Below are 24749 nucleotides of genomic sequence, written 5' to 3'. Positions count from 1 at the left end.
GATGATATGACACAAACGTTTAATGTTGGCAAGATTGTGAATACACATGGTGTGCGAGGCGAGGTTAAGGTAAAGCGCATCACGGATTTTGACGACCGGTTTGCAATCGGTAATCGGCTAATTCTGGAAAAAGAAAACGGTCAGGCCCTCGAATTAGAAGTAGATGGGCACCGTATCCATAAAGGATTTGACCTTATCCAATTTAAGGACTATGACAATATTAATGATGTTGAACGTTTCAAGGGCCAATTTCTAAAAATCAGTGAAGACCAGCTGACAGAGCTTAGTGAAGATGAATTCTATTACCATGAGATTATTGGCTGTTCCGTTTATTTGACAAACGGCAGCTATCTTGGGTCTATCAAGGAAATTTTGTCTCCCGGTGCTAATGATGTGTGGGTGGTAGAACGGGAAAAAGGAAAAGATGTACTCATTCCTTATATTGAAGAAGTTGTAAAAGAGGTAGATGTTTCCGCTGAAAAAGTGGTCATTGAACCGATGGAAGGACTGCTTGACTGATGCATATGGATGTTTTGACACTATTTCCGGAAATGATCGAAGGCGTTTTTAATGATTCTATTTTAAAAAAAGCACAGGAAAAAGAGAAGTTCAGTTATAATCTCGTTAATTTTCGTGACTACTCCACGAATAAACATATGAAAGTGGACGACTACCCTTATGGCGGTGGAGCAGGCATGGTTTTGACCCCACAGCCGGTTTTTGATGCAGTGGATGCTGTCAATAATGAAAGAGACACGAATCCGCGCGTGATTTTAATGTGCCCTCAAGGGGAGCCGTACAACCAAAAGAAAGCGGAAGAACTGGCGAAAGAAGATCACCTTGTGTTTATTTGCGGACATTATGAAGGCTATGATGAGCGAATAAGAGAACATCTTGTAACGGATGAAATATCCATTGGTGACTATGTACTGACCGGCGGGGAGCTTGGTGCGATGGTAGTAATCGACAGTGTTGTACGGCTGCTGCCGGATGTGCTTGGCAACGAAGAATCCGCACCTGAGGATTCCTTTTCAACCGGACTTCTGGAACATCCACATTATACCCGACCGGCTGATTTCCGTGGTATGAAAGTCCCGGATATTCTATTATCAGGGGATCACGGGAAAATTGCTGACTGGCGCAGAAAAGAGGCGCTGAAGCGGACGTATGAACGACGAAGAGAACTGATTGACGAAAATAACCTATCTGATGTGGACCTCAAGGTTTTAAATGAATTTAATCAGAACGATTGTTGAACTCAGTAGTGCATTATGGTATATTAATTATTGTGCTTAAGTACGTGCTTAGGCTTTATAAACGATGTTCCGCTGTCCCGTAGTGAGATAAGAGCATTGGTGTGGAAGGAGTGAAGCAGGATGCAAAACATTATCGAAGAAGTGACAAAGGATCAGCTTCGTACCGATCATCCTGAGTTCCGCCCGGGTGACACCGTTAAAGTTCACGTGAAAGTTGTTGAAGGCAGCCGTGAGCGTATCCAGGTGTTTGAAGGTGTCGTTATCAAACGCCAGGGTGGCGGAATCAGCGAAACATTCACTGTAAGAAAAATTTCTTATGGTGTAGGTGTTGAGCGTACGTTCCCAGTACACTCACCACGTATTGCGAAAATCGAAGTTTCCCGCCGTGGCCTTGTCCGCCGTGCGAAACTTTATTATCTTCGTAACCTGCGCGGAAAAGCAGCACGCATTAAAGAGCGTCGCTAAATCCGCCAATAGAATGACTGATGAAAGGGGCTTGTTTGTATGTATACAAGCTCCTTTTTGCTTTTTAAAAAAATACCATACATATCATAAAAGCATGATATAATAAAGATATACAGACAAGATAAAGTTATACATATATTGTAACAGGCGGTGGGAGTATATGGCGAAACGGAAGAGTGAATGGTTTGACTGGGTAAAGGCTCTGTTAATTGCGTTCGGTATAGCATTTATCGTTCGGACGTTCTTTTTTGCCCCAATTGTGGTTGATGGTCCGTCCATGATGCCGACATTGCATAACGGGGACCAGATGATTGTCAATAAATTCATTTATGATATACAGCAGCCTGAACGGTTTGATATTGTTGTGTTCCACGCATCGGACAGAAAAGATTTTATAAAGCGGGTTATTGGTTTGCCGGGAGAACATGTTGCGGTTGAAGATGATGCACTGTACATTGATGACGAAAAAGTGGAAGAGTCTTTTCTTCAGGAACGAAAGGACAATATGCCTTCCTACCAAACGCTGACAGGTGATTTTCGGTTGGAGGAACTGCCCGGTGAATATGAAACCATTCCAGAAAATCATGTGTTAGTGTTAGGTGACAACCGGAATAACTCAACGGACAGCCGCATGCTGGGGCTTATATCCATGGATCAGATTGTTGGAAAAACCAGTCTGATCTACTGGCCGCTCGACCGGATTCAATTACTACATGAATAGGGGGATGGATGATGACCATACAATGGTTCCCAGGCCATATGGCTAAGGCAAAGCGCGAAGTCGAAGAGAATCTGAAATTAGTCGATTTTGTAGTAGAGCTCGTTGATGCACGGGCTCCTTTATCCTCACAAAATCCAATGCTTCAAAACGTTTTACAGCAAAAACCGAAAATGATTGTCATGATGAAAAAAGATCTTGCAGATGATAAAATATCGGCTGAATGGCTTTCGTATTTTCATGATCAGGGAATGGAAGCAGTTGCTATTAATGTGAATGACAAAGCTGATATAAAACGCGTTATACAAACGGCAAACAAGATGGGCAAGGAAAAGATGGACAAGCTGAAGCAAAAAGGTATCAATCCCCGTCCTGCCCGGGCAATGATTCTTGGGATCCCGAATGTTGGCAAATCGACATTGATTAACCGTCTGGCGAATAAAAAAATTGCCCAAATTGGTGATAAACCAGGTGTAACCAAAAAGCAGCAGTGGATCAAAGTGAAAGGTGATTTCGAGCTGCTGGATACACCAGGAATTTTGTGGCCGAAATTTGAGGATGAAATGGTTGGTTATCGCCTGGCAGCAATCGGTACTATTAAAGATCAGCTATTACCGCTCGATGACGTTGTTGCATTCGTTCTTCAGTATATGCAAACACACTACCCGGATCAGCTGAAGGAACGGTACGGAATTGACGATGATATGGACGATATGTGGGAGGTATTCGTTTCCATTGGCAAGAAACGGGGGGCACTGGAAAGCGGCGGTAATGTGAATTTTGACAAAGTGGCCGGTTTAGTACTGAACGATTTGCGTGCAGGGAAATTAGGAACAATCACACTGGAGACACCTTCGGATAACACATAATGTGAATCCGGCCGGGTGTCTTTTTTAATGGAGTAAATATTCCTAAATGTACATGGGTGAAGTTATTTATGAAAGCGAAAGAGAAGCTATTTGTAAATTTTAAGTGGTACTACTACATGTATTACTTAATTTTTGATATGATAAATCTTGATATTTACATTTATACTTATTTTAAGGATACGTAACTTAGCCGATATAACCGTAAACGAAGGTGATTATGTGGAACAAAAATCAATAGCATTGCTGAAACAATTATTTGAAGCAAACGAGCTGAATGAAACATACATAAATGAACTAAAATCAGATGAGCGCAAAGGCGTCCAGAAGCTGATTGAACGATATGAGCGGCAAAAATTAAAAGAAAAGGCGCTGGAGGAAAATTTCATCCATATGTCCCAGTATGAACAAAAATGTTATGCGGACGGCTGCCAGTATATAGCGGGGATGGATGAAGCTGGTCGCGGCCCACTTGCAGGTCCGGTGGTTGCAGCCACCGTGATTTTGCCGCGGGATTTCAAATTGCTCGGGTTGAACGATTCCAAACAATTGAACCAGAAAACCCGTGAAGAGTATTTCTCTATTATTAAAAAAGAAGCTGTCAGTTATGGCGTATCCATTATTGATAATCAAAAAATCGATGAAGTGAATGTCTATGAAGCTACGAAACTTGCGATGTATGATGCGATCAGCCAGCTTAGTCCCGCACCGGACCATGTGCTGATTGATGCGGTGTCACTGAATCAATTGTCTTGTACGTCAGAAGCAATTACCAAAGGAGATCAGGAAAGCATCTCCATTGCCGCTGCGAGTATACTGGCTAAAGTTACCCGTGACAACTATATGAAAGATATCCATCAGCAGTACCCAATATACGGATTTTCGTCCAACATGGGCTACGGGACGAAACAGCATATGGATATGCTGACTGAACACGGGATATCTCCATATCACCGGAAATCCTATGCACCGGTCCGGGATGCCGTCAGTCAGTAACTAAGGAGGAACGTGCATGCGTGTGCAGAACATGTCGGGGAATCGGCTAACCGCATCCAGTAGAACGGATATACCGCAACTTTTAAGGCCTGGACAAAATTATTGCAGAAGGATGAATCGTTAGTAGAGCTGCTGGCCGAACTAAATATAAACGAAACCATACTCGAAGAACTCTATCAGGCTGTTACCGAAGTATTTGCCTTCGTCTACCATACAGACCGGCAAATGGGAAAACAGAAATAGATTGTATATATAATATCGATTCCGGTTGCAAGAAAGTGCTGTTATTTTTATTTTTATAAGGCCCTTTTCGTAAACTTTGTTGTTTTTCCGGTGCGGTTGAGTTGATATAAACTGCGACGTAGTGAAAATTCTCTTTCGTGACGTTTTTCTGGTTTTAGTGATGATTGAGTGCTTGGATTCCGCTCCGGCAGAATACTTGGTGCTCGTCGTGTGTTGCAAGTTTATTCAGCGGAGCAGCACTCCTCGCTGAAGGGGGAATTTTCATCCATTGATTTGGTGAAAAGTCTCCCATTTTTTCTTTGAATTAATCATCATTGGGGCACCTTTTCAGTGGCCTCGACTTTTGGCCTTGAGAAGCCTTCTCACGGACTTTTTGGCCCGCTTTTGGGTGGCTTTTGGCCTCGAGAAGCCTTCTCACGGACTTTTCGGCCCGCTTTTAGGTGGCTTTTGGCCTTGAGAAGCCTTCTCACGGACTTTTTGGCCCGCTTTTGGGTGGCTTTTGGCCTTGAGAAGCTTTCTCTCGGACTTTTCGGCCTGCTTTTAGGTGGCTTTTGGCCTTGAGAAGCCTTCTCACGGACTTTTGAGCGGCGCTTTTCCTGAAGCCGGCTGAAGCCGTGCCCGCGGTAAAGAAGACACTGCGAAAAGCGTGAGGTTGAGCAGATGTCGCGCTTATGCCCTGTGGTGAAAGCGACTGCCCGGAGCGGAAATCTCCCTTGCCCCTGTGCCGCAGTTTATGGAAATTGTTAAGTAGGTTTCATTCTCTAGAGAGAGTGACGCAAAAAGCAACAATCTTTTAGAAATCAGCCTTTATTTTAATAACACTTTTTTTATCGAATGGTCGATTATAGGGATGATCAGGCATCATCTGTCATAAATCGCTATTTCTTGTGAAATCAGTTGTTTTTTTATACAATGGGAATGCAGTGAAATTTGATGGGAGGATGAAAGATGAACATTCATGAGTATCAAGGCAAAGATATTTTGCGTGCGTCCGGCGTAAGTGTCCCGAATGGGCATGTGGCATATACGGTTGACGAAGCAGTAGAAGCTGCCAGTAAACTAAATGGTGACGTCAACGTTGTAAAAGCGCAAATTCATGCCGGCGGACGGGGTAAGGCCGGCGGTGTCAAAATTGCCAAAAATTCGGATGATGTGCGTACATATGCGAATGAACTTTTAGGCAAAAACCTGGTGACACATCAGACAGGACCTGAAGGCAAAGAAGTAAAACGGCTTTTGATTGAGGAAGGCTGTGACATTAAGAACGAATATTATGTCGGCCTCGTCCTTGACCGTGCTACTTCCCGTGTTGTCATGATGGCATCGGAAGAAGGCGGCACAGAAATTGAAGAAGTGGCTGCCGAAACACCGGAGAAAATATTTAAAGAAGTGATTGATCCTGTTGTCGGACTGTCCGGCTATCAAGCTCGCAGACTGGCATTTAATATCAATATTCCTGATGAACTGGTTGGTAAAGCCGCGAAATTCATGATTGGGCTTTATAATGTCTTTGTAGAAAAAGACTGTTCCATCGCTGAAATCAACCCACTGGTAACGACTGGTGACGGGGAAGTCATGGCACTGGATGCCAAGCTGAATTTTGATGATAACGCATTGTTCCGTCATAAAGACATAGTCGAGTTGCGCGACTTGGAAGAAGAAGACGAGAAAGAAATCGAAGCATCCAAGTATGATCTGAGCTATGTGGCATTGGATGGTAATATCGGATGCATGGTTAATGGTGCAGGTCTTGCAATGTCAACGATGGACATTATCAAACATTATGGCGGCGAACCTGCGAACTTCCTGGATGTTGGCGGCGGTGCGACAGCAGAAAAAGTTACCGAAGCATTCAAAATCATTTTGTCCGATTCAAATGTAAAAGGAATTTTTGTCAACATTTTCGGCGGAATTATGAAATGTGATGTCATCGCGGAAGGTGTTGTGGAAGCAACAAAACAAGTAGGCCTTGATATCCCGCTCGTCGTGCGTTTGGAAGGGACAAACGTTGAAATGGGTAAACAAATTCTTGATGAGTCAGGCTTAAATATCACATCTGCCGGATCGATGGCTGATGGTGCGGAGAAGATTGTTTCCGCAGTAAAATAATTATGTGCTGAGATTGCTGCTGCACACAGAATTTATCGGATAGTTCATATGTAGAAAGGACGGACGAAAATGAGTGTATATGTCAATAAAGATACAAAAGTTATTGTCCAGGGAATTACTGGCGGAACTGCCAAATTCCATACAAAACAAATGCTTGAATACGGCACACAAGTAGTCGGTGGTGTCACACCGAAAAAAGGCGGAACAGAAGTGGAAGGTGTTCCAGTGTACAATACGGTGCAGGATGCCGTTGATGCAACTGGTGCGAATGCATCTGTTGTCTACGTTCCGGCCCCGGCAGCAGCTGATGCAATTTTGGAGGCTGTTGATGCTGAGCTGGACCTGGTTATCTGCATTACCGAGCATATTCCGGTCATGGATATGGTTAAAGTGAAACGCGCTATGGAAGGCAAGAAAACACGTCTAGTCGGACCAAACTGCCCAGGCGTTATCACTGCTGATGAATGTAAAATCGGTATCATGCCGGGCTACATCCATAAAAAAGGACACATTGGTGTTGTCTCCCGTTCCGGCACATTAACGTATGAAGCCGTGCATCAGCTGTCAGAAGCGGGCTATGGTCAAACGACTGCCGTTGGTATCGGTGGGGACCCTGTCAATGGGACAGACTTTATTGATGCACTAAAAGCTTTCAATGAAGATCCGGAAACAGAAGCCGTCGTCATGATTGGCGAAATTGGCGGCACAGCTGAAGAAGAAGCGTCCGAATGGGTTAAGGCAAACATGAATAAACCAGTTGTCGGCTTTATTGGGGGAGCAACTGCACCTCCAGGAAAGCGTATGGGTCATGCTGGTGCGATCATTTCAGGCGGGAAAGGAACGGCTGAAGAAAAGATTCGTACGATGAACGATGCCGGCATTAAAACCGCTGCTACACCGGCAGACATCGGTGAGACCATGATTGATGTACTGAAAGAAAATGGCTTGCAAGAGAAATGCAAGACACATTAATTGTCATTTTGGGGACCCGGGAGCTTTTTTCTTCTGGGTTCCTCTTATATCATTTTTTCCGCCTATCGGACAGGCACATAATAAAAATTTAGAAAGGCAGTGGTGAATTGGAAAAAATTCGCAAACGGCTTATTCATATCTCCCGATGCCGTGGCATTACCCGCAGGACAATACGAAAGTTTATCCGTCATGATAGCACTCTGGAATCCATCTATAAGCTTTCATCCTCTGACATTAGTCAATTCTTCTCACTACCACCTAAAAAGGCAGCCCTGTTCCATTCGGATCTCCGAAATCCCAGCCTGAAAACACAAATCAAGCATGAGCTGACATACTGCAGAATGATAACCATAGTTGACGATATCTATCCACCTGTGTTAAAAACAATTAAAGATGCGCCGCTCGTATTATATGCCATGGGTGATATAGATTTATTGACCCTTCACCCTATGCTTAGTGTCATTGGTACAAGGAAGCCATCAAATGAGGCAATGCCAAAGATGAAAGAGTATGTGCTGCCACTCATTCAAGAGGGATGGGTCATCGTTAGCGGCATGGCCATGGGAATTGACAGTTATGCACATCGGCTGGCTCTGAACAGTAGTGGAAGAACCATTGCTGTACTGGGAAGTGGATTTGATTATATTTACCCAAAAAAGCACATGCAATTGTTCAGGCAAATCGCGGCCAGCGGGTTAGTACTGACCGAATACCCTCCGAACACGCCACCGGAACGCTATCATTTTCCAGAGCGAAATCGAATCATCAGCGGACTCTCATTTGGAACATTTGTCATTGAAGCCACTGAACGGAGCGGCACGTTAATAACAGTTGATCAGGCGCTGGATCAGGGGCGTGATGTCTATGCACTGCCTGGATCCCCGCTAGCTGAACATACGAAAGGCTGCAATAAAATGATCCAGGATGGGGCGAAACTGGTACAGAGTACGGCAGATATTGCCGAAGACTGGAAAAGAATGGAATCTCATTGGGTCATATAAACACGAATAAGCACATACCATAGTTGACAAACGAAATGGAACTATTTACGATTAGTGAAGATTTCCAATTTAGAAGAGGAATTGCAATATCTACCATTCGAAATGCGATCCTCATCTGGGAGGAGAACACATGTCAGATTATCTCGTGATCGTGGAATCGCCGGCAAAGGCAAAAACGATCGAACGTTATTTAGGAAAAAAATACAAAGTTAAAGCATCCATGGGGCATGTCCGCGATTTGCCGAAAAGTCGAATGGCTGTTGATCCGGATAATCAATTTGAACCGAATTATATAACGATTCGCGGCAAAGGGGATGTCTTAAAAGACTTAAAATCAGCCGCTAAAAAGGCAAAAAAGGTTTTTCTTGCAGCAGACCCCGATAGAGAAGGGGAGGCAATCGCCTGGCACTTAGCATATGCATTGAATGTTGACGAAGATTCTGAATGCCGTGTCGTTTTTAACGAAATTACGAAAGATGCCATTAAAGAATCATTTAAAAACCCTAGATCGATTGACCATGATTTAGTGAATGCCCAGCAAGCAAGACGGGTACTTGACAGGCTTGTGGGCTACAATATAAGTCCATTATTATGGAAAAAGGTTAAAAAGGGATTGAGCGCAGGACGTGTCCAGTCCACCGCCGTAAAAATGATTATCGACCGGGAAAAAGAAATCCAAAATTTTAAACCGGAAGAGTATTGGTCCATTGAAGCTGATTTTCAAAAGGACTCGGAACATTTTGAAGGAGCATTTTATGGGGTAGGCGGTAAGAAACAAGAACTAAAATCAGAAGCCGATGTAAAAGCCATTACAGGAAAACTGGACGGAAAGAAATTTTCAGTTGATAAGGTAAATAAGCGTGAACGGAAGCGTAATCCTGCCAAACCGTTTACTACATCTTCGCTCCAGCAGGAAGCAGCCCGTAAATTGAACTTTCGAGCGAAGAAAACCATGATGGTTGCCCAGCAATTGTATGAGGGAATCGACTTGGGCAAGAAAGCAGGCGGAATCACTGGTCTTATCACATATATGCGTACGGATTCCACTCGTATATCCGACACGGCCAAACAGGAAGCGAAAACCTATATTGAAGAAAACTACGGTAAAAATTTTCTCGGCTTTTCCAAAAAAGCAAAACAGCAGGAAGGTGCCCAAGATGCCCATGAAGCAGTAAGGCCCACCTCTGTCATGCGTGATCCGCAGTCACTGAAGCCAATTTTGTCGCGTGATCAGTTTCGTTTATATAAATTGATCTGGGAGCGGTTCCTGGCCAGTCAGATGGCACCTGCAGTCATGGACACTATGACAGTACACTTGTTAAATAATGGGGTTGAATTCCGGGCAACTGGCTCAAAAGTCAAGTTCAAGGGGTTCATGAAAGTGTATGTGGAAGGAACAGACGATAAAAAGAAAAAAGATGAAAATAAATTCTTGCCGGAATTGACGGAAGGCATGATTATTGAAGCGAATGAAATTACACCAAACCAGCATTTTACACAGCCACCGCCAAGATACACAGAAGCAAGACTGGTCCGAACAATGGAAGAGCAGGGGATCGGCAGGCCGTCCACGTATGCTCCGACATTGGATACCATCCAGCGTAGAGGGTATGTGCAGCTGGACAATAAACGGTTTGTCCCAACGGAATTGGGCGAAATTGTGACCGAAATTCTAAAAGAATTTTTCCCGAAAATTATTGATGTTGACTTTACTGTCAAAATGGAAGAAGATCTGGACTCTGTAGAAGAAGGAAAAGCGGAATGGGTCCAAGTGCTGGATGAATTTTATGGCGATTTTCGAAAACGCCTGGAAAAAGCAGAAGAAGAAATGGAAAAAGTGGAAATCCGGGACGAACCTGCTGGCGTTACGTGTGAGAACTGCGGACATGAAATGGTTTATAAAATGGGAAGATATGGTAAGTTCATGGCCTGCTCCAACTTCCCGGAATGCCGGAACACAAAGCCAATCCTCAAGAAAATTGGTGTTACCTGCCCCAGCTGCCAAAAAGGCGATGTTGTGGAAAGGAAATCCAAAAAGAACCGGAAATTTTATGGCTGTGACCGGTATCCGGAGTGTGAATTTGTTTCATGGGATAAACCTATTTCCAGGCCATGCCCAAAATGCGGATCATTCATGGTGGAGAAGAAAACAAAAAAAGAATCACGTGTGCAATGTACGAATTGTGATTATAGAGAAAGTGAAGGTAACTGACGGCCGCGCTACTTCTGGCGGTCTTTTTTTAACGTCCGAAACTATAGATTATGGATGACCTTATAAGAAAAACCTCGTCACTCGCTATAAGACGGGCGAGTGGCGAGTTTTTCTAATGCTGAAATGTTTGAAGAGTTTCTGAACGGGGAATAATACCATAATGTATGCTAATAGAGATTGTCAAAAAGTTCGGTTATCCTCGTTTGTGAACACACACGAATAGCAGATTACTTGTAAAACTCTTTTGATAATTCAATTCGTATTTATTGACTATTTCAGGGGAAACCGATATAATTGCGCATCGGTAAGGTAATTTACTTGACAGATGCATTCAGACTGCGTTTTAATCGTGCTTGGCGCGGGAATTGTTACTTAATTTTATGGACTGGATTGAACTTGTTTCAGAATTTTGTTACAATTTTGTTAAGTTTATTGCCTTTCACTGCTATCTATGGTATGCTTTATTCGCTGCTTAGCGGGGTGAAATCGTGGATCAATTGACGGAGTCGAGCAAAGCATTCATGGAGTATTTGCAGATTGAAAAAAATGCTTCACCATATACCGTTACGTATTATGCGGATGACCTTGAATCTTTCAGTCGATTTTTGCATCAGGAAGGGATAGATGACCTTCAAAATGTCGATTACCGGGTTATCCGATCCTTTTTGACTGCCCTGTATGACAGAAAATTGGGGAGAAGGTCCGTTTCCAGGAAAATCTCCAGTCTAAAAAGTTTTTTCAGGTTTTTGGAACGGGAAAACAAAGTGCATGGCAATCCATTCCTTCATGTTACCCTTCCTATGGCCGAAAAACCTATTCCTGGCTTCCTCTATATGGAGGAGCTAGAAAAACTTTTTGATGTAAGTGATCTGAGTGATCCGATTGGCCAGCGCAATCAGGCGCTTATTGAAACGCTCTATGCTACCGGCATTCGTGTCAGTGAATGCCAGCGCATGCAGCTTTCGGATATAGACTTTGTCATCGGAACCATGTTCGTTAAAGGGAAAGGAAGCAAAGAGCGGTATATTCCATTCGGCCGTTTTGCGGAAATTGCACTTGAAACATACATAAATGATGGCAGAAGAAAGCTGCTTGAAAAGGCATCGGCACCTACAGACGCTGTGTTTCTGAATCATAGAGGCGGTGCACTGACAGCGAGGGGCATCCGTGTCATTCTGAATAAAATGGTCGAAAGTGCAGCCCTGACAGTACATGTGCACCCGCACAAACTGCGGCATACATTTGCTACTCATATGCTGAACGAAGGTGCTGACCTCCGAACTGTACAGGAACTCTTGGGACATGAGAATCTGACATCGACGCAAATCTACACACATGTGACAAAAGATCGGCTGCGGAGTGTGTACATGAACAGTCATCCGCGGGCAACAGATTGATAACCCTTTTAAAGAGGTGATAGGTATGCCGACTGAAATGCATGCGACAACGATATTTGCTCTCAGGCATAATGGACAATGTGCAATGAGCGGGGATGGGCAAGTCACCCTGGGAAATGCAACCATTATGAAACACAACGCCAAAAAGGTTCGCACGCTGTACAATGGTCAAGTTCTGGCAGGCTTTGCCGGTTCGGTTGCAGATGCATTCACATTGTTTGAGAAATTTGAAGGTAAACTGGAATCATTTGACGGCAATCTTGCCAGATCGGCCGTTGAACTCGCGAAGGAATGGCGAAGTGACAAAGTTCTCCGCAAATTGGAGGCAATGCTTATTGTCATGAACAAAGAAAAGATGTTCCTTGTTTCCGGAACAGGAGAAGTCATTGAGCCGGATGATGACATTCTTTCTATCGGCTCGGGCGGAAACTTTGCCCTCAGTGCTGGCAGGGCCTTAGTCAGGCATTCAAGCGATATGACTGCTGAAGCGATAGCCAGGGCCGCTTTGGAAATTGCCGGGGAAGTTTGTGTCTATACGAATAATCAAATTACGTTAGAGGTACTTGATTAGTTAGGAGGCTTTTGTTCATGGGAGTTCATTATACTCCAAAACAAATCGTTGATCAGCTTGATCACTATATCGTTGGCCAGTCAGATGCCAAAAAATCAGTTGCCGTTGCTTTGAGAAACAGATATCGCCGCATGAAACTTGACGAGCAGCTGCGAGATGAGATTGTTCCGAAAAATATTTTGATGATCGGCCCGACCGGGGTCGGTAAAACGGAAATTGCCAGACGATTGGCGAAAATGGTCCGTGCCCCTTTTGTGAAAGTGGAAGCAACAAAATTTACGGAAGTTGGCTATGTTGGCCGTGATGTGGAATCGATGGTGCGGGACCTTGTAGAGATGGCCCTCCGTATGGTGAAGGAAGAGAAAATGGAAGAAGTAAAGGATAAAGCAGGCCAGGAAGCAAACAAGAAACTTGTCCAGCTGCTTGTCCCGCAAGAGAAAAAACAAAACAATATGAAAAATCCGTTTGGAATGCTGTTTTCTGCCCAGGATGATGATGACGAACAGGACCATCAAACATCCGCGAACGATGAAGATATCCGGAATAAACGGAAACGGGTGGAGCAGCAGCTGGCAATGGGTGAATTGGAAGATAGACAAGTGACCATTGAAATAGAGGAGCAGCAGGCATCCATGTTTGATATGCTGCAGGGGTCCGGAATGGAGCAGATGGGCATGAATATGCAGGATGCACTAGGCCAGTTCATGCCGAAGAAGAAGAAAAAGCGCAAACTGCCGGTGTCGGAAGCGAGAAAAGTACTGACTCAGCAGGAAGCCCAAAAGCTTATTGACATGGACGAAGCGGCAGAAGAGGCTATCACACGTGCAGAACAGACAGGGATTCTGTTTATTGATGAAATGGATAAAGTTGCCGGTAAGCAGGATAATTCCGCAAACGTCTCCCGTGAAGGCGTGCAGCGTGATATCCTTCCAATCGTAGAAGGGTCAACCATCGTCACGAAACATGGTCCGGTGAAAACAGATCATATGCTGTTTATTGCAGCCGGTGCGTTCCATACAGCAAAACCATCTGATCTGATACCGGAGCTGCAGGGAAGATTCCCGATTCGAGTGGAACTTGATAAACTGACCATTGATGACTTTAAGCGGATACTGCAAGAACCATCGAATGCGCTGTTGAAACAATATTCAGCATTATTAAAAACAGAAGGTATAAATGTTGTGTTTACCGACCAAGCTGTAAATAGATTGGCAGAAATTGCTCTTCAAGTGAATCAGGAGACAGATAATATTGGTGCAAGACGGCTCCACACTATCCTGGAAAAACTGTTGGAAGATTTGTCATTCGAGGCTCCTGACATTAATATGGAGACAATCGAAATTACGGATTCCTATGTGGATGAGAAGCTAAGTACTATTATAAAAGACAAAGATTTAAGTCAATTCATTCTTTAAAAATTGAATGGAACGAAATGGAGGACAAAACATTATGGAACTTTTAGATCGTGCAAGAAAAATTAATGCAATGCTGCAGAAAACTACTGGAAAGTCAGTGAACTTCAATGACATGTCGGCAACTTTAAGGGATGCCATTAAAGGGAATATCTTTATTGTCAGTCGGCGCGGGAAGCTGCTCGGATTTGCGATTAACCAGGAAATTGAAAATGAGCGTATGAAGTCGATGCTTGAAGAAAGGCAGTTTCCTGAAGAATATACACAAGGGTTGTTCAATTTTAATGAAACGACTGCGAACCTTGGAATTGACAGTCCGTATACGGCATTCCCGGAAGAAAACCGTGAATTGTTCAAAAACGGCCTGACAACAATTACACCGATTATTGGCGGCGGTGAACGGCTTGGAACATTAGTGTTAAGCAGATTGTCCGACAGCTTCAGCGATGATGACCTGCTGTTAGCCGAGTATGGTGCTACTGTGGTAGGAATGGAAATATTGCATGAAAAAACGGAAGAAATTGAAATGGAAGCAAGAAGCAAAGCTGTCGTGCAAATGGCTATCAGTTCGCTGTCATATAGTGAACTGGAAGCAATCGATCACATTTTTGAAGAACTCAACGGCAGTGAAGGATTGCTCGTAGCCAGTAAAATCGCTGATCGGGTGGGCATTACCAGATCCGTTATCGTTAATGCGCTAAGAAAACTGGAAAGTGCTGGGGTCATTGAATCACGCTCCCTTGGTATGAAAGGAACTTACATCAAAGTATTGAATGACAAGTTTCTTGTTGAGCTAGAAAAGCTTCGTTCCAAATAATAAACCAACAATTGCATGTAGTATTAAAAAACAGCTATCCGATCAGATAGCTGTTTTTTTATGATTTCTCACCGTTATTAAAAAGATTGTGCCGCTTCTCATTTAACTAAAAAAGCAAATTCATCTAAGATTTTGTAAAAATGAGTAAATAAAAAGAGTCAAAAGTCTTAGTTATTTGTAACCAATTCATTTTCATAAGTTGAAAAGTGTCGTAACGTGATAGACTTTGTAATCTATTTAAATTAAAATGTTCGTATACACGATATGAATCCGCTTGTCAATGGAATACATATACAGCCTGCCATGCTTACTCCGGACTAATGAAATAGCCTGTAACACCCCATAAGGCACAGCAGATGGGTTTCAGACTGCCATAGACCACGTGAATGATACACAAACGATGTCGGATAAAAAGACGGAAGCGCTGATGAAGGTCGGATAGATAATTTGCATAATGTAATGATTACGGCACAAAAAGCAAGTATTACACTGGGAACATCCGTATAAGTGCGGCGAAAGGTCATTGATGCATATAACGAGACTATGCGTATGCAAATTTAGCCGGAACTGTTTAAAAGTCAGATTTTGAATGAAGTAAAAAAGGTCAGCATTAAAGATTTGGAATTTGGCGGGATAAAATATGAAGGAAAAACTATTAACAATTAAAAATACGGCAGCTTCCTTTTGGACTGAACGCACGAAAGGACAAAAAGGAATCTTCATCGGTTCCGCGGCATTAGGTATTGCCCTGCTTGCGGTCATTCTATTTCTTTCTGCTGATTCTAAGTTCGCTCCTTTATACAATGACTTATCACTACAGGAAGTCAGCCAGATATTAAGCGAGACGGTAGGGCCACCATCACCTCCACCGCCAGCAGTCCATATATGGCTATACGCAGCAGGTGCAGCATTGCTCGTGATTATCATTTTACTGACGGTTCTGCTGTTGCGCAGCCGGAAACGAAATCAGGAAACAGAAACCGTAACGGAAGTGGACACGCCTTCTCAAACTGAAGAAAAAGTACCCGGAATGGAGAAAGACGTAGTATCCGAAGCAATAACCCATGAAAAACAATTGGAAAAAATGGCCAGAGACAATCCGGAAGACTTTGCTAGATTGCTGAGAAGCTGGATTGCGGATGATTAAGGAGTGAAAGGATTATGGCACGGCAGGAAACGCTCACTGGAAAACAGAAAGCAGCGATTCTGTTAATTTCGCTCGGTCCCGATGTATCTGCACAAGTCTATGAACATTTAACAGAAGAAGAGATCGAAAAGCTAAGTCTGGAAATTTCATCTATTAAAAAAGTGGAATCAGATATGAAAGAAAATGTGCTTGAAGAGTTTTACCAGATTGCATTGGCACAGGATCATATTACGCAAGGCGGAATTAGCTATGCGAAAACAGTGCTGGTTAAGGCTTTTGGTGGCCAGGAGGCGGACAGGATGATGAATCGCCTTACCGCATCATTGCAAGTGCGGCCTTTTGACTTTGCCCGAAAAGCAAATCCACATCAGGTGCTGAATATTATCCAGAACGAACACCCGCAGACAATTGCGCTGGTTTTGTCGTATCTTGACCCTGAACAGTCCGGTCAGATTTTATCCGAACTTCCGCAGGAGATACAGGCGGAAATTGCTAAACGAATTGCCACCATGGATTCAATTTCATCGGAAATTATCAGTCAGGTGGAGCAGGCACTGGAACAAAAATTGTCATCGTCGGTAGCGGATTATACACAGCCCGGAGGTATCCAGTCTGTGGTTGAAGTGTTGAAAGGGGTGGACCGTAGTACAGAGAAAACTATTCTGGATGTGCTGGAAATACAAGACCCCGAACTGGCAGAAGAAATCAAAAAACGGATGTTTGTTTTTGAGGATATTGTGGTCCTTGACAACTGTGCAATCCAGCGAGTTATTCGGGAAGTGGATCATGAGGACCTCCGCTTATCCCTTAAAGTTGCCAGTGATGAAGTGAAGGAAATTGTCTTTAATAATATGTCGCAGCGGACGGAAAAGGCGTTCAAGGAAGAAATGGAGTACATGGGACCTGTCCGCCTGCGTGATGTCGAAGAAGCACAGACAAAAACTGTCGGTGTCATCCGCTACTTGGAAGAAATAGGTGAAATCGTAATCGCTCGTGGCGGAGGAGATGATATCATTATCTAGCATTTATCATGAACATATATATATATAAACGAAATAATTAAAGACCTTTCTAAAATAAAGACGGGACTGCCGTTTGGAAGATGTAGTGCAGCTGGAATAATAAAATGGTTCCATCACCGACGTTTATATGATAAGTATCATCTTACAATAGCGCGATACAAGTGCACCAATGGGGAGGTAAGGCTTTTTTGGCAGATGAAGTGCTTTCGCAAAATGAGATCGATTCATTGTTATCCTCCATATCTTCCGGGGAAATGGATGCCGAGGAATTGAAGCAAGAGGAAAAAGAACAAAAAGTGAGAGTGTATGATTTTAAGCGGGCACTGCGGTTTTCAAAGGATCAAATCCGCAGCTTGACACAAATACATGAAAATTATGCGCGATTATTGACTACGTATTTTTCAGCACAGCTGCGGACACACGTGGATATTTCTGTTGCATCGGTGGACCAGGTCCCATATGAAGAGTTTATTCGCTCCGTTCCGAAGATGACCATCCTGAACATTTACAGTGCCCGGCCGCTTGATGGAAGAGTTTTGATGGAAGTCAGCCCGCATGTTGCCTACGGTATGCTGGACAGGGTGCTTGGCGGAAAGGGATGCAGCATTAACAAAATAGAGAATCTGACGGAAATTGAAACGATGCTGATGTCACAGCTGTTTGAAAAAGCTGCTGTTAATCTTCGGGAAGCCTGGTCTTCCATCAGTGAAATCGACCCAGTTTTGGAAGAGTTTGAGGTGAACCCGCAATTTTTACAGATGGTATCACCGAATGAAACGGTGATCGTTGTGTCGCTTAACACGACGATTGGTGAAACAAGCGGTATGATTAATATTTGCATCCCGCATTTTGTACTGGAACCGATTATCCCGAATCTAACTGTTCACCATCGGATGCAGACGACAGCGAAAGAAAGGGACCCTGAGGCATATGAAAAATTGACGAACAATATTCAGCTTGCAAATGTGGATGCAAAAGTGCTGCTCGGTGAAACGACCATCAATCTCCAGCAGCTGCTGTCTTTGGACAGTGATGACGTGATTGCTTTACACCAGTCAATTGAGGATCCGCTATTAATGGAAGTGAATGACCGGCCGAAATTTTATGTGCAGCCTGGAACCCATAAAAACAAGCTGTCTGTTCAAGTGCTGAAAGAATGGAAAAGGGGAGACGAAAATGAATGAGAGAAAGTTATCCCAGGATGATATCGATGCACTCCTGAAAGCGGGAGAAGAGGATGAAGAGACGTGGCCGACGTATGAACAGGACGGGGAACCGGAAGTGGCAGTAACAACGGCTGAAACAAAACATACAACAGCGTCCAAAACTGCAGCGGAAGAAGGGGCGCGCGCAGCAAATGTACAGAACGAAGAAGAAAAACACACACAATATATTGGCGATAATATCAATCAAAAAGATGCGAGTATCCAGCAAGCAACGTTTTCTGAACTGGAACAGATAAGTTTGAATCAAAGTGAAAAACGTAATCTCGATATGCTTATGGATATACCCCTAAAAGTATCCGTTGAACTTGGCCATGCGAAGCAAACGATTAAGAATATTCTTGAACTGTCTGCTGGTTCGGTTATTGAACTGGATAAGCTGGCAGGGGAACCAGTCGATATACTTGTCAACGAAAAATTAGTTGCAAAAGGGGAAGTCGTTGTCATTGAGGAGAGTTTCGGAGTTCGGGTAATGGATATTATCAGCCAGTCTGACAGGCTTATGAAGTTAAAGTAGATCTTTAATCATCATCCGTATAAATGCGGCATCGTTCATCACTATTTGGGAGCGTCAGTTGCCGCTGAAGGACTTCTATGTTTCAGGAAGCCGATACGCATCCGTTCATTGGAAGCTGCCACATCACCATAGGCAGGCATCTCCATAAGCAGAACTGATTATAAAATTACAAAACAATGCTTATAATAATGCTTGATAGGTTATCATAGTTATGGTATATTTATCTCTGGTGTAAAACTGTGTTTGCTTTTTGTGTGAACACACTGGAATACACACGCCAAGTGATTTGTGTATTTGGTGCCATTTTTGAAACGTAATGACGCTTTAAAAGCGAGGGACGGAAAGCCCTTTGAACAGCTGCTGAGCGTTGTTCCGGTAATGGTGTTTATGCAAAGATGAGCTTGAGCGGAGGAAAAACCATTAGGAGGAATATTTTATGTCAGTTATTTCAATGAAACAACTGTTGGAAGCTGGTGTACATTTTGGTCACCAGACACGCCGCTGGAACCCGAAGATGAAGAAATATATCTTCACGGAGCGCAACGGCATTTACATTATTGACCTGCAAAAAACGGTTAAAAAGGTGGAGGAAGCCTACAACTACGTGCGGGATATCGCTGCAAACGGTGGTTCCATCCTTTTTGTCGGCACGAAGAAACAGGCACAGGATTCTGTCCGGGATGAAGCAACCCGTTCAGGCATGTTTTTTGTGAACCAGCGCTGGTTGGGTGGCACGTTGACAAACTTCCAGACAATCCGCAAGCGTATTAACCGTCTGAAGGATATTGAACGCATGGAAGAGGATGGCACGTTTGAAGTGCTTCCGAAAAAAGAGGTTGTTGATCTCTTGAAAGAAAAAGACCGTCTCGTTAAGTTCCTTGGTGGAATCAAAGAGATGGATAATCTGCCAGACGCTATGTTTGTTATTGATCCGCGCAAAGAACGGATTGCAATCGCGGAGGCTCATAAATTAAACATTCCGATTATCGCCATGGTTGACACCAATTGCGATCCGGATGAAATTGATTATGTCATCCCTGCAAACGACGATGCGATCCGTGCGGTGAAACTGATGACTTCCAAAATGGCGGATGCTGTTCTTGAAGTGAAACAAGGTGAAGAAACAGAAGAACCAGAAGCGGAAGAACAGGCGGTAGCTGCCGGAGAAGCAGAGTCAGAATCAGAAACAGATAATACGTAAAAGGTGAAAGGACAGGTGATAAGGGGATGCGAGCCTTTTATCACCTTTTTTTAGCAGTTAATAAAGTGTGAATACTTTCTTGCTGCGACTTGCACTCCAAAGCATAAGGGCTTCGAGGAAAGCCAAGGATGCCTACTAAGAATCCCTTTAGCGATAAGCTGAATTTTCTGAAGAAAGTACAAACGTTTAACAAGATCTGAAGGAGGAATAACTATGGCAATAACTGCGAAACTGGTTAAAGAACTGCGTGAAAAAACAGGTGCCGGCATGATGGACTGCAAAAAGGCACTTCAGGAAACAGACGGAGATCTCGACAAAGCAATGGAACATTTGCGTGAAAAAGGTATGGCAAAAGCGGCTAAGAAAGCAGATCGCATTGCCGCTGAAGGTGCTGCTCACATTGAAATGGACAACAATACAGCAGCTCTCTTGGAAGTGAATTGTGAAACGGACTTCGTTGTCAAAAATGATCAGTTCCAGGCTCTTCTTAGTGAACTAGGAAAACATATCGTCGAGCAAAAACCGGAAACTGTTGAAGAAGCTTTGCAGCAAGAACTTCATGGTGACGGTGAAACTGTCGAGAAGTATATTAATGCCACTGTTGCCAAAATCGGTGAGAAAATCTCACTTCGTCGCTTCACACTGCTGAACAAAACAGATAACGATGCCTTTGGAGCATACATTCATATGGGTGGGAGCATCGGCGTCCTGACATTGCTGGAAGGATCCACCGATCAAGACGCAGCTAAAGACATTGCCATGCATGCAGCTGCTGTCAGCCCCCGTTATGTTTCGCGTGATGAAGTGCCAGAAGAGGAAGTTGCGAGTGAACGGGAAGTACTGAAGACACAGGCAATGAATGAAGGCAAGCCAGAGCACATCGTGGATAAGATGGTTGAAGGTCGCCTTGGTAAATTCTTCGAAGAGATTTGTCTGCTTGAGCAGGATTTTGTCAAAGACCCTGACCAAAAAGTGAAGCAATACGTTGAAAGCAAAAATGCATCTGTGAAAACTTTTGTCCGGTATGAAGTTGGCGAAGGAATGGAAAAACGCGAAGAGAACTTTGCCGAAGAAGTTATGAATCAAATGAATAACTAAGATTGAAATAGAAATAGGGAACAACGGGATGGCTGTTCCCTATTTCACTAAAAGAGGTTGTTCAAAAAGTCCGGTTATCCTCATTTTTGAACACGGAACTAAAACAAGTTTTCAGACCTTTATGGATGCTTGCAGACAATATGAAACGTTCAGGTGGAGGTAGTTATGACAACAGCTCGATACCGTAGAATTGTGTTAAAGTTAAGTGGAGAAGCTTTAAGCGGAAACCAGGGCTATGGAATTGAACCGCAAGTGATTCAGTCGATTGCCGCACAGGTCAGAGAAGTTGCTGAACTTGGTGTGGAAGTTGCCGTTGTTGTCGGCGGCGGTAATATCTGGCGCGGCAAGGTTGGCAGCGAAATGGGCATGGATCGTGCTACAGCTGACTATATGGGCATGCTTGCAACCATTATGAATTCGCTGGCACTTCAGGACAGCCTCGAAAAAGGCGGCATTCCAACCCGAGTACAGACATCCATAGAAATGCGTCAAGTTGCGGAACCTTACATAAGGAGAAAAGCAATCCGCCATCTTGAAAAGAAACGTGTTGTCATTTTTGCTGCGGGCACAGGAAATCCTTATTTCTCAACCGATACGACAGCTGCATTACGGGCTGCAGAAATTGAAGCAGAAGTGATCCTGATGGCTAAAAACAATGTGGATGGTGTCTATTCAGATGATCCAAAAGTAAACACAGAAGCTGAGAAGTATACGGAGATTTCCTATATGCAAATGCTGAACAAAGGTCTCGGCGTAATGGATTCGACAGCTTCATCACTGTGTATGGACAATGATATCAAGCTTATTGTATTCTCGATAATGGAAAAAGGCAATATTCGACGCGTTGTGCAAGGTGAGCCAATTGGTACAATGATAAGGGGGAACGAATAATGGCTGATGATATAGTCAAGGACATGCAAAGTAAAATGGAAGAGGCTGTACAGGCTTTTTCAAAGAATTTGGCGACGGTAAGGGCTGGTCGGGCAAATCCGGCTATTTTGGACAGTGTAAATGTTGATTACTATGGTGCAGTTACACCGCTTAATCAGCTGTCCAACATTTCTGCACCGGAGGCTCGGCTTTTGGTCATTACCCCATTTGACAAGTCATCGATAGAAAATATTGAAAAAGCAATTCAAAAGGCTGATCTTGGCCTATCTCCGTCGAGTGACGGTAATGTGGTCCGGATAAATATACCCGCTCTCACGGAAGAACGCCGCAAAGAGCTGGTGAAAATTGTTGGGAAGTACGCGGAGGAGTCACGTGTGCAAGTGCGGAATGTGCGGCGTGAAGCGAATGATCAGCTTAAGAAAGCAGAAAAAAATGGCGACCTGACAGAAGACGATTTGAAAAAAGAGCAGGATAATGTACAGAAAGAAACAGATAAACACATCGATAAAATTGATCAGCTTGTCAAAGAGAAGGAAAAAGAAATATTAGAAGTATAAAGAAATGAAGGACTAGTCAAATAAGGAACTATAGCCCTCTTATAGAAGAGGGCTTTTGTTTCTATAGCAGCAAGTGCGGTTACATGCATTTCCTTGAACTATCAGTAAAACAAGGGTTTGATTAACAAAAGCCTTGTTTTCCTGATGTTTCAATGAAATGTTTTAAAAATTAACCGATTATAGTGATATAATGATGATTCATTCTAATAGGATAGGGATAGTATTCACATTTTTTTATGTGATACTGGCCCGCCACTGCTCACAATACTCCCGGGCCCTTTTTAATGAAAGACAGGGCATAGACGATATCGGAGGACAAATTATGTCAATGAAACTTCCTTTTTTTAAAAAAAAGAAACCCGAACCGAAAGAACAATCCGAGTTTGATACGATACCGAAACATGTCGCCATTATTATGGATGGGAATGGCCGCTGGGCAAAAAAAAGAGGACTGCCGCGGATTGCTGGCCATAAAGAAGGCATGGACGTTGTACGAGATGTAGTGAAAACGGCTGTATCCTTTCATATTGAAATTTTAACCCTTTATGCGTTCTCAACCGAAAATTGGAAACGACCGGACTCAGAAGTTGATTACTTGCTGCGGCTGCCGAAAGAATTTTTACATATCTATTTGCCCGAACTGATTGAGAACAACGTCCGGATTGAAACGATTGGTGAGTTGGAGCTGCTCCCGGATCATACAAAAGAAGCTGTTCACTATGCCAAGGAAAAAACGAAAGATAATGATGGATTATTATTGAATTTTGCTTTAAACTATGGAAGTAGATTCGAAATCATGGAAGCGATTAGGCGAATTGTTGCTGACATTGATGATAATCAATTGAAGCTTGATTCCCTCGATGAAAAGACGTTTGCGGCCTATCTTTATACAAATGGATTATCGGATCCTGATTTGTTGATCCGGACAAGCGGGGAGAAGCGATTAAGCAATTTCCTGCTATGGCAGGCTGCTTATTCCGAATTCTGGTTCACGGATGTGCTGTGGCCGGACTTTTCCGAGGAAATGTTTAAAGACGCGCTTCATGATTATCAGCAGCGGAAACGGCGTTACGGGGGCGTATAAGGTGTTGAACAATAGATGAGACAGCGAATTCAGACAGCAATCTTAGCATTTATTATATTTATTCCATTTGTGTTGATTGGCGGTGTGACGTTTCGGGTTTTTGTTTTCCTGCTTGCAGCCATTGCATTCATAGAGCTAATCCGCATGCGGAAAATCGGCAGTTATTATATTCCTGTTTTGCTGGCAATCATACTGTTATGGCTATTGATGCTTAATGACCCTGCAGCTGTATTACCAGGGCTGGGGAAATCAGAAATCATCATGATATTTGTTCTCTTCCTGCTGGCATATACGGTTATGGCCAAAAACAAATTTGCTTTTGACGATGCAGGGTTTATTCTTTTGGCTTTCATTTATGTGGGCATGGGCTTCTTCTATCTGATTGAAACCCGTGATGCGGGCACCAATGTTCAGGGATTGACCAACCTGCTGTATGTACTTCTGGTTATCTGGGCTACGGATACTGGCGCTTATTTTTTCGGACGTGCTTTTGGCAGGCGCAAATTGTGGCCTGAGATTAGCCCGAATAAGACTGTTGAGGGTGCTATTGGCGGTGTTTTACTGGCCTGCGTCATTGGGATTTCTTTCCATATGGTTCACCCATTTCAAAATGATATGATGGTTGTAGTTGCTGTCACCGTTTTGGTATCTGTGTTCGGCCAAATTGGAGACTTGGTAGAATCAGCCTTTAAACGGTATTACGGTGTGAAGGATTCCGGGAATTTGCTGCCGGGGCACGGAGGTATTCTTGACAGGCTGGACAGTTTACTGTTTGTATTGCCGATTTTGCATTTCATCCAATTTTTCTCATAAATAGGAAGAAAGGTTTTGTTATGCCTATGACAACTATAAACACCCCACTAAGTGAAGGAAGGTGGTTCTTTTGACCACAGTTATTGCGTTTATCATCATGTTCGGCCTGCTTGTATTTATTCACGAGTTCGGCCACTTAATTTTCGCGAAACGGGCAGGAA

At 43.5% G+C, this 24749-nt stretch carries 24 protein-coding genes and 2 pseudogenes; all 26 read left to right on the top strand.

All coding sequences use genetic code 11. From position 1 onward, the window contains the following. Positions 1 to 6: 6 nt before the first annotated feature. The 26 genes and pseudogenes from rimM (at position 7) to ACFSUO_RS05095 (ending at position 24588) form a co-directional block, all read left to right on the top strand. Entirely contained in the window at positions 7 to 519 is a 513-nt protein-coding gene (rimM, locus tag ACFSUO_RS05220) for a ribosome maturation factor RimM (RefSeq protein ID WP_382391782.1), read from the top strand. Then, positions 519 to 1256, top strand: coding sequence for a tRNA (guanosine(37)-N1)-methyltransferase TrmD (gene trmD / locus ACFSUO_RS05215; RefSeq protein ID WP_382391780.1), 738 nt, complete (start codon positions 519 to 521; stop codon positions 1254 to 1256). Before rimM ends, trmD begins: the two co-directional genes overlap by 1 nt. Before the next feature lie 120 nt (positions 1257 to 1376). Further along, positions 1377 to 1721, top strand: coding sequence for a 50S ribosomal protein L19 (gene rplS, locus ACFSUO_RS05210; protein ID WP_382391778.1), 345 nt, complete (start codon positions 1377 to 1379; stop codon positions 1719 to 1721). 160 nt (positions 1722 to 1881) lie between these two features. Then, positions 1882 to 2442, top strand: coding sequence for a signal peptidase I (gene lepB, locus ACFSUO_RS05205; protein WP_382391776.1), 561 nt, complete (start codon positions 1882 to 1884; stop codon positions 2440 to 2442). 11 nt (positions 2443 to 2453) lie between these two features. Continuing rightward, positions 2454 to 3308, top strand: coding sequence for a ribosome biogenesis GTPase YlqF (gene ylqF / locus ACFSUO_RS05200; RefSeq protein WP_382391774.1), 855 nt, complete (start codon positions 2454 to 2456; stop codon positions 3306 to 3308). A gap of 219 nt (positions 3309 to 3527) precedes the next feature. Next, the gene (locus ACFSUO_RS05195) at positions 3528 to 4301 is read left to right on the top strand and encodes a ribonuclease HII (RefSeq protein ID WP_382391772.1); all 774 of its coding nucleotides are present in this window, start codon (positions 3528 to 3530) and stop codon (positions 4299 to 4301) included. Between the two features lie 102 nt (positions 4302 to 4403). Further along, positions 4404 to 4544 (top strand): annotated as a pseudogene (locus tag ACFSUO_RS05190) (EscU/YscU/HrcU family type III secretion system export apparatus switch protein); the annotation flags it as partial. A 948-nt stretch (positions 4545 to 5492) separates the two neighbouring features. Further along, a complete protein-coding gene (gene sucC, locus ACFSUO_RS05185) occupies positions 5493 to 6653 on the top strand; it encodes an ADP-forming succinate--CoA ligase subunit beta (protein ID WP_382391770.1) in 1161 nt (386 codons plus the stop codon). Positions 6654 to 6722: 69 nt separating this feature from the next. Beyond that, a complete protein-coding gene (gene sucD / locus ACFSUO_RS05180) occupies positions 6723 to 7625 on the top strand; it encodes a succinate--CoA ligase subunit alpha (RefSeq protein ID WP_382391768.1) in 903 nt (300 codons plus the stop codon). A gap of 341 nt (positions 7626 to 7966) precedes the next feature. Next, complete coding sequence (dprA, locus tag ACFSUO_RS05175; protein WP_382391766.1) at positions 7967 to 8626, top strand: DNA-processing protein DprA; 660 nt, start codon at positions 7967 to 7969, stop codon at positions 8624 to 8626. Positions 8627 to 8756: 130 nt separating this feature from the next. Then, positions 8757 to 10838 carry a type I DNA topoisomerase gene (gene topA, locus ACFSUO_RS05170; RefSeq protein WP_382391764.1) on the top strand — a complete coding sequence of 694 codons (2082 nt, stop codon included), beginning with the start codon at positions 8757 to 8759 and terminating at the stop codon, positions 10836 to 10838. Positions 10839 to 11326: 488 nt separating this feature from the next. Continuing rightward, complete coding sequence (gene xerC / locus ACFSUO_RS05165; protein WP_382391762.1) at positions 11327 to 12235, top strand: tyrosine recombinase XerC; 909 nt, start codon at positions 11327 to 11329, stop codon at positions 12233 to 12235. A 25-nt stretch (positions 12236 to 12260) separates the two neighbouring features. Beyond that, entirely contained in the window at positions 12261 to 12806 is a 546-nt protein-coding gene (gene hslV, locus ACFSUO_RS05160) for an ATP-dependent protease subunit HslV (protein ID WP_382391760.1), read from the top strand. A 17-nt stretch (positions 12807 to 12823) separates the two neighbouring features. Then, the gene (hslU, locus tag ACFSUO_RS05155) at positions 12824 to 14221 is read left to right on the top strand and encodes an ATP-dependent protease ATPase subunit HslU (protein ID WP_382391758.1); all 1398 of its coding nucleotides are present in this window, start codon (positions 12824 to 12826) and stop codon (positions 14219 to 14221) included. A gap of 34 nt (positions 14222 to 14255) precedes the next feature. Beyond that, positions 14256 to 15035 carry a GTP-sensing pleiotropic transcriptional regulator CodY gene (codY, locus tag ACFSUO_RS05150; RefSeq protein WP_382391756.1) on the top strand — a complete coding sequence of 260 codons (780 nt, stop codon included), beginning with the start codon at positions 14256 to 14258 and terminating at the stop codon, positions 15033 to 15035. A 459-nt stretch (positions 15036 to 15494) separates the two neighbouring features. After that, positions 15495 to 15542 carry a hypothetical protein gene (locus ACFSUO_RS05145; RefSeq protein ID WP_382392244.1) on the top strand — a complete coding sequence of 16 codons (48 nt, stop codon included), beginning with the start codon at positions 15495 to 15497 and terminating at the stop codon, positions 15540 to 15542. 133 nt (positions 15543 to 15675) lie between these two features. Further along, positions 15676 to 16182 carry a hypothetical protein gene (locus tag ACFSUO_RS05140; RefSeq protein ID WP_382391754.1) on the top strand — a complete coding sequence of 169 codons (507 nt, stop codon included), beginning with the start codon at positions 15676 to 15678 and terminating at the stop codon, positions 16180 to 16182. Positions 16183 to 16196: 14 nt separating this feature from the next. After that, positions 16197 to 17204: a flagellar motor switch protein FliG gene (gene fliG, locus ACFSUO_RS05135; RefSeq protein ID WP_382391752.1), complete on the top strand. Its 1008-nt coding sequence runs from the start codon at positions 16197 to 16199 to the stop codon at positions 17202 to 17204. A gap of 188 nt (positions 17205 to 17392) precedes the next feature. Then, entirely contained in the window at positions 17393 to 18388 is a 996-nt protein-coding gene (fliM, locus tag ACFSUO_RS05130; RefSeq protein WP_382391750.1) for a flagellar motor switch protein FliM, read from the top strand. A 289-nt stretch (positions 18389 to 18677) separates the two neighbouring features. Beyond that, positions 18678 to 18944, top strand: a pseudogene (gene fliN / locus ACFSUO_RS05125) (flagellar motor switch protein FliN); the annotation flags it as partial. Between the two features lie 436 nt (positions 18945 to 19380). After that, positions 19381 to 20145, top strand: coding sequence for a 30S ribosomal protein S2 (rpsB, locus tag ACFSUO_RS05120; protein WP_382391748.1), 765 nt, complete (start codon positions 19381 to 19383; stop codon positions 20143 to 20145). Between the two features lie 213 nt (positions 20146 to 20358). Then, on the top strand, positions 20359 to 21243 hold the full coding sequence (gene tsf, locus ACFSUO_RS05115) for a translation elongation factor Ts (RefSeq protein ID WP_382391746.1): 885 nt from the start codon (positions 20359 to 20361) through the stop codon (positions 21241 to 21243). Between the two features lie 165 nt (positions 21244 to 21408). After that, entirely contained in the window at positions 21409 to 22134 is a 726-nt protein-coding gene (gene pyrH, locus ACFSUO_RS05110) for a UMP kinase (RefSeq protein ID WP_382391744.1), read from the top strand. Then, positions 22134 to 22691 carry a ribosome recycling factor gene (gene frr, locus ACFSUO_RS05105; RefSeq protein WP_382391742.1) on the top strand — a complete coding sequence of 186 codons (558 nt, stop codon included), beginning with the start codon at positions 22134 to 22136 and terminating at the stop codon, positions 22689 to 22691. Before pyrH ends, frr begins: the two co-directional genes overlap by 1 nt. A gap of 322 nt (positions 22692 to 23013) precedes the next feature. After that, on the top strand, positions 23014 to 23775 hold the full coding sequence (locus ACFSUO_RS05100; RefSeq protein WP_382391740.1) for an isoprenyl transferase: 762 nt from the start codon (positions 23014 to 23016) through the stop codon (positions 23773 to 23775). A gap of 15 nt (positions 23776 to 23790) precedes the next feature. Continuing rightward, positions 23791 to 24588, top strand: coding sequence for a phosphatidate cytidylyltransferase (locus ACFSUO_RS05095; protein ID WP_382391738.1), 798 nt, complete (start codon positions 23791 to 23793; stop codon positions 24586 to 24588). The last annotated feature ends 161 nt before the right edge of the window (positions 24589 to 24749 follow it).

It is taken from the genome of Lentibacillus juripiscarius (genome assembly GCF_042685205.1).
GTDB lineage: Bacteria > Bacillota > Bacilli > Bacillales > Amphibacillaceae > Lentibacillus > Lentibacillus juripiscarius.
Note: the sequence above shows the minus strand (reverse complement) of the source record. Positions and strands in the feature narration are given on the sequence as shown.

Bases quoted from the DNA above. Each gene is read 5' to 3' on its own strand.
- rimM (WP_382391782.1), top strand. From the start codon at position 7: ATGACACAAACGTTTAATGTTGGCAAGATTGTGAATACACATGGTGTG.
- trmD (WP_382391780.1), top strand. From the start codon at position 519: ATGCATATGGATGTTTTGACACTATTTCCGGAAATGATCGAAGGCGTT.
- rplS (WP_382391778.1), top strand. From the start codon at position 1,377: ATGCAAAACATTATCGAAGAAGTGACAAAGGATCAGCTTCGTACCGAT.
- lepB (WP_382391776.1), top strand. From the start codon at position 1,882: ATGGCGAAACGGAAGAGTGAATGGTTTGACTGGGTAAAGGCTCTGTTA.
- ylqF (WP_382391774.1), top strand. From the start codon at position 2,454: ATGACCATACAATGGTTCCCAGGCCATATGGCTAAGGCAAAGCGCGAA.
- sucC (WP_382391770.1), top strand. From the start codon at position 5,493: ATGAACATTCATGAGTATCAAGGCAAAGATATTTTGCGTGCGTCCGGC.
- sucD (WP_382391768.1), top strand. From the start codon at position 6,723: ATGAGTGTATATGTCAATAAAGATACAAAAGTTATTGTCCAGGGAATT.
- dprA (WP_382391766.1), top strand. From the start codon at position 7,967: ATGATAACCATAGTTGACGATATCTATCCACCTGTGTTAAAAACAATT.
- topA (WP_382391764.1), top strand. From the start codon at position 8,757: ATGTCAGATTATCTCGTGATCGTGGAATCGCCGGCAAAGGCAAAAACG.
- hslV (WP_382391760.1), top strand. From the start codon at position 12,261: ATGCCGACTGAAATGCATGCGACAACGATATTTGCTCTCAGGCATAAT.
- hslU (WP_382391758.1), top strand. From the start codon at position 12,824: ATGGGAGTTCATTATACTCCAAAACAAATCGTTGATCAGCTTGATCAC.
- codY (WP_382391756.1), top strand. From the start codon at position 14,256: ATGGAACTTTTAGATCGTGCAAGAAAAATTAATGCAATGCTGCAGAAA.
- ACFSUO_RS05140 (WP_382391754.1), top strand. From the start codon at position 15,676: ATGAAGGAAAAACTATTAACAATTAAAAATACGGCAGCTTCCTTTTGG.
- fliG (WP_382391752.1), top strand. From the start codon at position 16,197: ATGGCACGGCAGGAAACGCTCACTGGAAAACAGAAAGCAGCGATTCTG.
- rpsB (WP_382391748.1), top strand. From the start codon at position 19,381: ATGTCAGTTATTTCAATGAAACAACTGTTGGAAGCTGGTGTACATTTT.
- tsf (WP_382391746.1), top strand. From the start codon at position 20,359: ATGGCAATAACTGCGAAACTGGTTAAAGAACTGCGTGAAAAAACAGGT.
- pyrH (WP_382391744.1), top strand. From the start codon at position 21,409: ATGACAACAGCTCGATACCGTAGAATTGTGTTAAAGTTAAGTGGAGAA.
- frr (WP_382391742.1), top strand. From the start codon at position 22,134: ATGGCTGATGATATAGTCAAGGACATGCAAAGTAAAATGGAAGAGGCT.
- ACFSUO_RS05100 (WP_382391740.1), top strand. From the start codon at position 23,014: ATGTCAATGAAACTTCCTTTTTTTAAAAAAAAGAAACCCGAACCGAAA.
- ACFSUO_RS05095 (WP_382391738.1), top strand. From the start codon at position 23,791: ATGAGACAGCGAATTCAGACAGCAATCTTAGCATTTATTATATTTATT.